General features: G+C 49.2%; 11 protein-coding genes, 4 tRNA genes and 1 rRNA gene. All 16 read left to right on the top strand.

All coding sequences use genetic code 11. The features are described 5' to 3' along the window. The coding region (gene hslO / locus DSM465_RS0117250; RefSeq protein WP_029761885.1) for an Hsp33 family molecular chaperone HslO at positions 1-735 on the top strand (735 nt) is incomplete at its 5' end. 86 nt (positions 736-821) lie between these two features. Then, positions 822-1,748, top strand: coding sequence for a cysteine synthase A (cysK, locus tag DSM465_RS0117245; protein WP_008881713.1), 927 nt, complete (start codon positions 822-824; stop codon positions 1,746-1,748). Between the two features lie 114 nt (positions 1,749-1,862). Beyond that, entirely contained in the window at positions 1,863-3,284 is a 1,422-nt protein-coding gene (gene pabB / locus DSM465_RS0117240; RefSeq protein WP_029761884.1) for an aminodeoxychorismate synthase component I, read from the top strand. Between the two features lie 5 nt (positions 3,285-3,289). Further along, positions 3,290-3,865 carry an aminodeoxychorismate/anthranilate synthase component II gene (pabA, locus tag DSM465_RS0117235; RefSeq protein WP_029761883.1) on the top strand — a complete coding sequence of 192 codons (576 nt, stop codon included), beginning with the start codon at positions 3,290-3,292 and terminating at the stop codon, positions 3,863-3,865. Between the two features lie 8 nt (positions 3,866-3,873). Further along, positions 3,874-4,749, top strand: coding sequence for an aminodeoxychorismate lyase (gene pabC, locus DSM465_RS0117230; protein ID WP_029761882.1), 876 nt, complete (start codon positions 3,874-3,876; stop codon positions 4,747-4,749). Continuing rightward, positions 4,746-5,600 carry a dihydropteroate synthase gene (gene folP / locus DSM465_RS0117225; RefSeq protein ID WP_029761881.1) on the top strand — a complete coding sequence of 285 codons (855 nt, stop codon included), beginning with the start codon at positions 4,746-4,748 and terminating at the stop codon, positions 5,598-5,600. The genes pabC and folP overlap by 4 nt, the downstream gene beginning before the upstream one ends. Continuing rightward, the gene (gene folB / locus DSM465_RS0117220) at positions 5,572-5,952 is read left to right on the top strand and encodes a dihydroneopterin aldolase (protein WP_369802847.1); all 381 of its coding nucleotides are present in this window, start codon (positions 5,572-5,574) and stop codon (positions 5,950-5,952) included. The genes folP and folB overlap by 29 nt, the downstream gene beginning before the upstream one ends. After that, positions 5,953-6,480 (top strand): 2-amino-4-hydroxy-6-hydroxymethyldihydropteridine diphosphokinase, encoded by a 528-nt coding sequence (gene folK / locus DSM465_RS0117215; RefSeq protein ID WP_029761879.1) that lies wholly within the window; start codon positions 5,953-5,955, stop codon positions 6,478-6,480. Beyond that, the gene (locus tag DSM465_RS0117210; RefSeq protein ID WP_008881720.1) at positions 6,432-6,653 is read left to right on the top strand and encodes a helix-turn-helix domain-containing protein; all 222 of its coding nucleotides are present in this window, start codon (positions 6,432-6,434) and stop codon (positions 6,651-6,653) included. The genes folK and DSM465_RS0117210 overlap by 49 nt, the downstream gene beginning before the upstream one ends. A 15-nt stretch (positions 6,654-6,668) precedes the next feature. Next, on the top strand, positions 6,669-7,670 hold the full coding sequence (dusB, locus tag DSM465_RS0117205) for a tRNA dihydrouridine synthase DusB (protein ID WP_011886617.1): 1,002 nt from the start codon (positions 6,669-6,671) through the stop codon (positions 7,668-7,670). Between the two features lie 84 nt (positions 7,671-7,754). Continuing rightward, complete coding sequence (gene lysS / locus DSM465_RS0117200; RefSeq protein WP_029761878.1) at positions 7,755-9,239, top strand: lysine--tRNA ligase; 1,485 nt, start codon at positions 7,755-7,757, stop codon at positions 9,237-9,239. Between the two features lie 256 nt (positions 9,240-9,495). Further along, positions 9,496-9,612: ribosomal RNA gene (rrf, locus tag DSM465_RS0117195) — 5S ribosomal RNA — on the top strand. Between the two features lie 8 nt (positions 9,613-9,620). Then, a tRNA-Val gene (locus tag DSM465_RS0117190) sits at positions 9,621-9,696 on the top strand. Positions 9,697-9,837: 141 nt separating this feature from the next. Then, positions 9,838-9,913: transfer RNA gene (locus tag DSM465_RS0117185), tRNA-Lys, on the top strand. A 10-nt stretch (positions 9,914-9,923) separates the two neighbouring features. Then, positions 9,924-10,008, top strand: a tRNA-Leu gene (locus DSM465_RS0117180). 11 nt (positions 10,009-10,019) lie between these two features. Continuing rightward, positions 10,020-10,094: transfer RNA gene (locus DSM465_RS0117175), tRNA-Gly, on the top strand. Positions 10,095-10,140: the final 46 nt, after the last annotated feature.

The following is a 10,140-nucleotide window of genomic DNA, read 5'->3' as shown; positions in this document are numbered from 1 at the left end:
GTCATGATGGGGGCGATGCTCAAAGGTGAAGAAACGTTGACGATTAAAATTGATGGCGGTGGGCCGATCGGCGTTATTTTAGTCGATAGCAACGCTAAAGGGGAAGTACGTGGGTATGTGACAAACCCCCATGTCCATTTTGAGTTAAACGAGCATGGGAAGCTTGATGTTGCTCGGGCTGTCGGCAAAAATGGGATGCTCACCGTAGTGAAAGACCTCGGGTTGCGCGACTTTTTCACCGGACAAGTGCCGCTCATCTCTGGAGAGCTTGGCGATGACTTTACGTATTATTTTGCCTCATCCGAGCAAATTCCATCGTCCGTCGGTGTCGGTGTGCTCGTCAACCCCGACTATACGATTCGGGCAGCTGGAGGGTTTATCATTCAGATCATGCCCGGAACGAAAGAAGCAACGATTGCGCGCATTGAAGAACGGCTGAAACAAATTCCTCCCGTTTCGCGCATGATTGAAAACGGGCTCAGTCCAGAACAAATGTTAGAACAAATTTTAGGGGATGGAGATGTCCGCGTGCTTGAGACAATGCCGGTTACATTCGTTTGCCGCTGTTCGCGCGAGCGGATCGCCGATGCCCTCGTCAGTCTAGGGCCGGAGGAAATTCAGGATATTATCGATAATGAAGGACAGGCGGAAGCTTCGTGCCACTTCTGCAACGAAACATACCATTTCGCGAAAGAAGAGTTGGAGCAGCTCAAGCAACTCGCCGAAAAAAGATGAAAACATTAAAATGATTGACAATTACGTCAATAACTGATACATTGGAAACAAATTCGATAAAAATAATCGGGATTAGGGGTGGAACCATGGCACGCACAGTCAACTCTGTAACGGAACTGATCGGCGATACACCGGCAGTGAAGTTGAACCGCATCGTCGACGAAGACAGCGCTGATGTTTACGTGAAGCTCGAGTTTATGAACCCAGGCAGCAGCGTCAAAGACCGGATTGCATTAGCAATGATTGAGGCAGCGGAAAAGGCCGGAAGACTGAAACCGGGCGATACAATCGTTGAGCCGACGAGCGGTAACACGGGAATCGGATTAGCGATGGTCGCAGCAGCGAAAGGATATAAAGCAGTATTGGTTATGCCGGATACGATGAGTTTAGAGCGCCGCAACTTGTTGCGGGCGTACGGTGCAGAGTTAGTACTCACGCCAGGTGCTCAAGGGATGCGCGGGGCAATCCAAAAAGCTGAAGAACTCGCTCGTGAGCACGGCTATTTTATGCCGCAGCAGTTCAAAAATGAAGCGAACCCAGAAATCCACCGTTTGACGACCGGGAAAGAAATCGTTGAGCAAATGGGCGACCAGCTCGATGCGTTTGTTGCTGGAATCGGTACGGGCGGAACGATTACGGGCGCTGGTAAAGTATTGCGTGAAGCATATCCGAACATTAAAATTTACGCCGTTGAGCCGGCTGATTCACCAGTCTTGTCCGGCGGTAAACCAGGTCCGCATAAAATCCAAGGAATCGGCGCTGGGTTTGTTCCAGATATTTTGGATACAAGCATTTATGACGGCGTCATTACGGTAACAACGGAAGAAGCGTTTGCGGCTGCCCGCCGCGCGGCTCGCGAGGAAGGCATTCTTGGCGGCATTTCGTCTGGTGCTGCTATTCATGCGGCGTTGAAAGTAGCAAAAGAACTCGGTAAAGGAAAAAAAGTGCTGGCTGTGATCCCGAGCAATGGGGAACGTTATTTGAGCACGCCGCTTTACCAATTCGAAAACTAAGCAACGTTTTTCGACAGGGGCAACCCTGTCGAATTTTTTATGGTAGTGGGTGATATGAATGACTAATCATTGTACAATAAGAATAACTATGAACATCATGAGGAGTTGACCGAGATGGAACAACGGCGCAGGCGGCTGAAACGGACAATCGATTATAGCGGCCGGGATTGGCTCCGCCAGTACGAACAGCTGGCATACGGTCGACCGCACCACGTGCTGCTTGAGAGCGGTCAAGGGGGAAGATATAGCATCATCGGCCTCAACCCAAGCGGGATCATCCGGGCGACTGAGCAGCGGTTATCTATCATCTATCGTGGGAAAGAAACGACGCTGGACGGGCCACCGCTCGAGTTGCTGCAACAATGGTTTTCGCACTTTTTAATGCCGGATGAGGACGAGCCACTGCCGTGTCAAGGTGGACTGATCGGCTACATCAGCTATGACAGCGTCCGTTACATCGAACGGCTTCCGGAGCTTGCTCATGACGATTTGCAGCTGCCGTTTATGTATTTTTGGCTGTTTGATGATGTGGCGATTTACGACCATCAAGAACAGCAGCTCCACTTGATCGTCCATGCCAGCGATGGGGAGGAACAGGCTGCTTTTCGAAGATTGGATATGTATGAGCAAATGTGGCTTGAGGAGCAGAGTGAATCACCCCGATGGTCAACTGCTGGCTCGGCCGCCGCTCCGTCTGTGTCCATGACGAAACAGCAGTTTATCGAGGCGGTTCAGCGCGTGAAGCAGTACATTGCCCAAGGTGACGTGTTCCAAGTCAACTTGTCGGTGCGCCAATCACAGCCGCTCTTAGCTCATCCATTTGCCGTCTACAAGCAGTTGCGTACCATTAATCCGTCGCCGTATATGGGGTATTTGCATACCCCACAATTTCAAGTTGTGAGCGGTTCGCCAGAGTTGCTTGTCCGTAAACGTGGACAGCGTCTCGAAACACGGCCAATTGCCGGTACCCGGTCACGTGGCCGGACGAAAACGGAAGATGAACAAATTGCACAAAAATTGCTCGCGAGCGAAAAGGAGCGAGCCGAGCATGCCATGCTCGTCGATCTTGAACGAAACGATCTCGGCCGCGTCTGTGCATATGGGACGGTTCATGTCGACGAATGGATGACAGTCGAACGATATTCGCACGTCATGCATATTGTGTCGCATGTTTCCGGAACAATCGCGCCAGAATACGATGCGTTTGCCGTCATTCGCGCCATGTTTCCAGGAGGGACGATTACGGGGGCCCCGAAAGTGCGGACGATGGAAATTATCGAAGAACTCGAACCGGTCCGCCGCGGCTTGTATACCGGGTCGATCGGCTGGATCGATTTTCAAGGCAACATGGAGCTGAACATCGCCATTCGGACGATGGTTGTCAAAGATGGAATAGCGCATGTACAAGCAGGGGCAGGTATTGTCATTGATTCCAACCCGGAGCATGAATACAAAGAATGTTTGAAAAAAGCGGCGGCCCTTTGGAGAGCAAAAGAGCTGAGTGAAGCAGAGACATTATTTTCGAGCATGAGGTGAGAATGATGATCGTCATGATTGATAATTATGATTCCTTTACGTACAATTTAGTGCAATATTTAGGTGTTCTAGGTGAGGAGCTGCTTGTCAAGCGCAATGATGAAATTACCGTTTCCGAGATTGAACGGCTCGCTCCGGATTTTATTATGATTTCCCCAGGTCCATGCACGCCGAATGAAGCGGGTGTCAGCTTGGAAGCCATCACTTACTTTGCTGGCAAAATCCCGATTTTTGGCGTCTGCCTCGGCCATCAGTCGATCGCCCAAGCGTTTGGCGGCCGTGTCATCCGTGCTTCAAGGCTGATGCACGGGAAAACATCGTCCGTTTACCATGACGGAGAAACGATTTTCCAAGGGGTGCCGAGCCCGTTTACGGCGACTCGTTACCACTCTCTCATTGTTGACAAAGAAACACTTCCCGATTGTTTTACTGTTTCCGCTTGGACGGACGAAGACGAAGTGATGGCCATCCGCCATAAGACATTGCCAATCGAAGGGGTGCAGTTCCACCCCGAGTCGATTATGACAAGTCACGGAATGCAACTGCTGAAAAACTTTATTGACACATACAAAAAGGCGTGATGGACCATATGTACGTATATGTCAACGGCAAAATCGTTCCGCGTGAAGAAGCGCAACTTTCGGCATTTGATCACGGTTTTTTGTATGGGCTTGGATTGTTTGAAACGTTTCGTACGTATGATGGCCATCCGTTTTTGCTTGATGACCATTTAGCACGGCTGAACTGCGGGCTGTCCGAACTCCACATCGCTAGGCAGTTCGGCCGCGCTGAGGCGGTCGACATCATCGAGCGGTTGCTCAGGGCAAATGAACTGCGAGACGCTTATGTGCGTTTCAATGTGTCCGCCGGTGTTGGTGATCTCGGCTTGTCGACGGAACAGTACTTACGTCCCACCATCATCGTCTACATGAAGCCGCTGCCGCCAGCGGCTCCTCAAGAGGGGAAAGAAGGGGTCATTTTAACAACAACGCGGAACAGCCCAGAGGGCGACCAACGATTAAAATCGCACCATTATTTAAACAATATGATTGGGAAATGGGAGCTTGGCAACCGTCCCCATGCAGAAGGAATCTTTCTCAATCGTGAAGGTGCGGTGGCGGAAGGCATTGTCTCCAATATTTTTTGGATAAAAGGCGGTGTCGTCTATACTCCAGCGCCGTCTGTCGGCATATTAAACGGCATCACGAGGCAATTCGTGATCGCGTTGCTTAATGAGTTGCATATCCCGATTGAAGAAGGAGTTTATCCGCTTTCTGATTTGTACGAAGCCGACGAAGTGTTTATCACCAATTCACTGCAGGAAATTGTGCCGCTTCACCGCATCGGCCATCGCGTTTATCTTGGACAAAACGGCCCGGTGACCTGTGCGCTGCAACGCCATTACCGCCGCTTTACGGACACGTTATGGACGAGGAATGAATTGTCAGAAAGGATGAATCGATGATGATAACAATGACGCGTTCGCGTGTGCTTCAATGCCGCGGGCATGAGTTGGATTTAGGCAAAAAAACATTGATCATGGGTATTGTCAACGTCACACCGGATTCATTTTCTGACGGCGGACGATTTTACGATGTAGAAAAAGCCGTTGAGCATGCGAAGCGGCTTGTGGCCGAGGGAGCGGACATCATTGACATCGGCGGCGAGTCGACACGTCCGGGAGCGGAACAGGTTCTGCTCGATGAAGAATTACGGCGCGTCATTCCAGCGGTAAGAGCGATTGCCAGTGAGGTGAATGTGCCGATTTCCATTGATACATATAAAGCGGAGGTGGCACGCCAAGCCATCGAAGCCGGGGCACATATCATTAACGATGTTTGGGGAGCCAAAGCTGATCCGGATATGGCACATGTTGCTGCTTCGTACGGAGTGCCAATTATTTTAATGCACAATCGACACGATATGGCATACCGCGACCTTATTTCCGATATGATCGTCGACCTAGAGGAGAGCATCTGCATTGTCAAACAAGCCGGAGTGAAAGATGAAAATATTATTTTAGATCCAGGTATCGGGTTTGCCAAAACGTTCGAGCATAATTTGGAGGTGATGCGGCGTCTTGATGAGTTTGCTGCCCTTGGCTATCCGCTGTTGCTTGGAACGTCGCGCAAACGGTTTATCGGCCATGTGCTTGACGTGCCAGTTGAAGAGCGTGTCGAAGGAACGGGAGCTACTGTTTGTCTTGGTATCGTGAAAGGGGCGAATATCGTCCGCGTTCACGATGTATTGCCGATCGCCCGCATGGCGAAAATGATGGATGCGATGCTTGGGAAAGGGGAGAGCGGCCATCGATAAAATCTATGTGCGAGAGATGGAGTTTTATGGCTATCATGGAGTGCTTCCCGAAGAAAATGTCCTCGGTCAGAAGTTCGTGATTGATGTGACGATGGAGCTTGATTTGCGGCCAGCTGGGCGGAGTGATTGTCTTGAGCATACGATCAACTATGCGGATGTGTACGAGCGTTGTCGGGCGATTGTTGAGGAGCGGACATTTGCTTTGATCGAGGCAGTGGCTGAGGCGATCGCCGATGATCTGCTTGCCGCTTTTCCTGCCATTCAGCGTTGTACCGTGAGGGTGACGAAGCCAAATCCACCAATCCGCGGACATTATAAGCATGTCGCCGTTGAAATTGTTAGGGGGCGTTAAATGGAAAACATTGTATATATTTCCTTAGGTTCTAACTTAGGGGATCGTGTCTATTATTTACGTTCGGCCATTGAAGCACTTGATCGCTACGAGGGAATTTCTGTAAAGTCGAGTTCGTCCATCTATGAAACGGATCCGGTTGGTTACGTCCATCAAGACAAGTTTTTAAACATGGTAGTCGAGGTGGCGACGACGTTGTCACCATTTTCCTTGTTGAACGTGACGCAACAAATTGAACAAGAATTTGGGAGAAAAAGGGAAATTCGCTGGGGGCCGCGTACGTTAGACCTTGACATTTTGCTGTATAATCATGAAAATATTGAAACAGAGCAACTAGTCATTCCGCATCCGCGTATGGCGGAGCGGGCGTTTGTTCTTATCCCGTTGCTCGAAATCAATTCCCATTTAACAATACCGAACATTTTCGAGCCGTTAACAGACATCGTTGATCGACTACCTGACAAAGAAGGAGTTCGCGTATGGAAGCAGAAAGATGGGGAAGACGTATTCGCGCTTTTCGAAAGCTAAAAGGATATACACAAGAAAGGCTGGCTAAGGAGCTCGGCGTTTCCGTCTCAATCCTTGGTGAAATCGAACGGGGGAATCGGATGCCGTCCGATTCGCTCGTCGAGCAAATCGCCGAGCTGTTAAATATATCGGTCGAAGAACTGACGCCGCCGAAAATCGAATCAAACCAGTAGAAAGGAGGCGTTTTTATGTTTCGCATTGGCGATGTTGAGATTAAAAATCGTGTCGTGCTTGCCCCCATGGCAGGCGTGTGCAACTCGGCGTTCCGCTTGACTGTCAAAGAATTCGGCGCCGGGCTTGTGTGCGCAGAGATGGTGAGCGATAAAGGAATCGTATACAACAATGAAAAGACGTTAAATATGTTATATATCGATGAGCGGGAAAAGCCGCTCAGCCTGCAAATTTTCGGGGGCGAAAAGGAAACGCTTGTCAAAGCAGCAAAATTTGTCGATAAAAATACGAATGCGGATATTATCGACATTAACATGGGCTGTCCGGTTCCAAAAGTTACGAATTGCGACGCGGGAGCGAAATGGCTTCTTGATCCGAATAAAATTTATGACGTGGTTGCCTCCATTGTCGACGCCGTTGAAAAACCGGTTACGGTCAAAATGCGAATCGGCTGGGACGAACATCATATTTACGCTGTTGAAAACGCGCAAGCAGTTGAGCGCGCTGGTGGCAAAGCCGTCGCCGTCCATGGGCGGACAAGAGTACAAATGTACGAAGGAAAAGCGGATTGGAACATTATTAAACAAGTGAAAGAAGCGGTCAACATCCCAGTCATCGGCAACGGCGATGTCAAAACACCACAAGACGCCAAGCGGATGCTTGAAGAAACCGGGGTGGACGGTGTCATGATCGGACGGGCGGCGCTCGGTAACCCGTGGATGATTTATCGCACCGTGCACTATTTAGAAACAGGGGAGCTTATCCCTGAACCAACGCCGACAGAGAAAATCGATGTGTGCCTGTTGCATTTAGACCGTTTAATTGCGCTTAAAGGTGAGTATATTGCTGTCAAAGAAATGCGCAAACACGCCGCTTGGTATTTAAAAGGCATTCGCGGTGCAGCGAAAATCCGCAACGCCATCAACGAGTGTGAGACACGGGACGAACTAGCCGCATTGCTGCTGAAAGTCGCACAGGATGCAGAGAATCAGGCGGCAGCGAACGCCCGGGCCGTATAGGAGCGGAATTTGATGAAGCGGATGACTGCCAGCACGCGCTGGCAGTATTTTTCGTAAAAAATCATTAAATGGAGTGAATGAAGGATGAGCCATGAAGAATTGAACGACCAATTGCGTGTCCGCCGGGAAAAGTTAAAAAAAATCGAAGAGCTAGGTGTCGACCCGTTTGGCAAACGGTTCGAGCGCACGCATAAAGCAGAAGAGCTGTTTAAACTGTACGGCGATTTGTCCAAAGAAGAACTTGAAGATCAGCAAATTGAAGTCGCTGTCGCCGGCCGCATTATGACGAAACGCGGTAAAGGAAAAGCAGGATTTGCTCACATTCAAGACGTCACAGGGCAAATTCAAATTTATGTCCGCCAAGACGATGTCGGTGAACAGCAATATGAGCTGTTTAAAATCTCTGACCTTGGTGATATCGTCGGTGTGCGCGGCACTATGTTCAAAACAAAAGTCGGCGAGCTTTCCATCAAAGTGTCATCATATGAATTTTTAACAAAAGCATTGCGTCCATTGCCGGAAAAATACCATGGTTTAAAGGACGTCGAACAACGTTACCGCCAACGTTATCTCGACTTAACTATGAATCCGCAAAGTAAGCAGACGTTTATCACCCGTAGTCTCATTATTCAATCGATGCGGCGTTATCTCGACAGCCAAGGTTATTTGGAAGTCGAAACACCGATGATGCACGCCATAGCAGGTGGTGCGGCTGCACGTCCGTTTATTACGCACCATAATGCCCTTGATATGACACTTTATATGCGAATCGCCATCGAACTCCATTTAAAACGGCTCATCGTCGGCGGTTTGGAAAAAGTGTATGAAATCGGACGCGTCTTCCGGAATGAGGGGATTTCCACCCGTCACAATCCGGAGTTTACGATGCTTGAACTGTACGAGGCATATGCCGACTTCCGTGACATCATGAAATTGACAGAAAACTTAATTGCTCACATTGCCACGGAAGTGCTTGGCACGACGAAAATTCAATACGGCGAACATACCGTCGATTTAACGCCTGAATGGCGGCGACTTCATATGGTCGATGCGATTAAAGAATACGTCGGCGTTGATTTCTGGCGGCACATGGACGACGAGGAAGCGCGGGCGTTGGCGAAAGAACATGGGGTCGAAATCGCCCCGCACATGACGTTTGGTCATATCGTCAATGAATTTTTTGAACAAAAAGTCGAGTCGCAACTCATCCAACCGACGTTCATTTATGGCCACCCTGTCGAAATTTCGCCGTTAGCTAAGAAAAACCCGGACGATCCACGCTTTACCGATCGATTTGAGCTATTTATCGTTGGACGTGAACATGCGAACGCGTTTACGGAACTAAACGATCCGATCGACCAGCGCCAACGTTTCGAAGCACAGTTGAAAGAACGTGAACAAGGGAACGATGAAGCGCACGAAATGGACGAAGATTTCCTCGAAGCGCTCGAGTACGGTATGCCTCCAACAGGCGGACTCGGCATCGGCGTTGACCGTCTAGTCATGCTCTTGACTAACTCTCCGTCCATTCGGGATGTGTTACTCTTCCCGCAAATGCGTCATAAATAAAAAATATTGTCCCCTGTGTGAAAATGCACAGGGGACGATTTGTTTTTTAAAAAACTATTGACTTTTAACATATAAACAATATAAAATGAAAATCGTCGCTTTGATAAAACAAAAACAGTAAAGCGAGTTGACAAATATTATTCAACGTGCTATATTAAGATGGTACGTCGGAACGATGACGAAAGTTGTCGAAGATAAAGAGTTATTGACAAACGAAGAAATTTGATTATAATATAACTTGTCTATTGGATAATTGCCTAGTGATGATAGCGGAGAGGAAACACCCGTTCCCATCCCGAACACGGAAGTTAAGCTCTCCAGCGCCGATGGTAGTTGGGGCCAGCGCCCCTGCAAGAGTAGGTCGTTGCTAGGCAATACCGTGGAGGATTAGCTCAGCTGGGAGAGCACTTGCCTTACAAGCAAGGGGTCGGCGGTTCGATCCCGTCATCCTCCACCATTTAATCTATTATGAACTATTAGCTCAGTAACAAGGGTTGTATCTTTGAATTCATTCCGAATTGTCTCAATGCTCTAGACACCTTTGAACGTGCTAGTAGAGGAAGAGACATCATCTAATATGAGTGTATGACAAACTCATGAGCCATTAGCTCAGTAGGTAGAGCATCTGACTTTTAATCAGAGGGTCGGAGGTTCGAGTCCTCCATGGCTCACCATAATTGATTTGCGGGTGTGGCGGAATTGGCAGACGCGCTAGATTCAGGGTCTAGTGCCCTTTATGGGCGTGGGGGTTCAAGTCCCTTCACCCGCATTGTTACCCGAGCGGAAGTAGTTCAGTGGTAGAACACCACCTTGCCAAGGTGGGGGTCGCGGGTTCGAGTCCCGTCTTCCGCTCCATTTATTTGCCTATTAGCCGGGGTGGCGGAATTGGCAGACGCACAGG

It is taken from the genome of Geobacillus thermodenitrificans subsp. thermodenitrificans DSM 465 (assembly GCF_000496575.1).
In the GTDB taxonomy this organism is placed as follows: domain Bacteria; phylum Bacillota; class Bacilli; order Bacillales; family Anoxybacillaceae; genus Geobacillus; species Geobacillus thermodenitrificans.
This window is presented reverse-complemented; position numbering and strand designations above follow the sequence as displayed.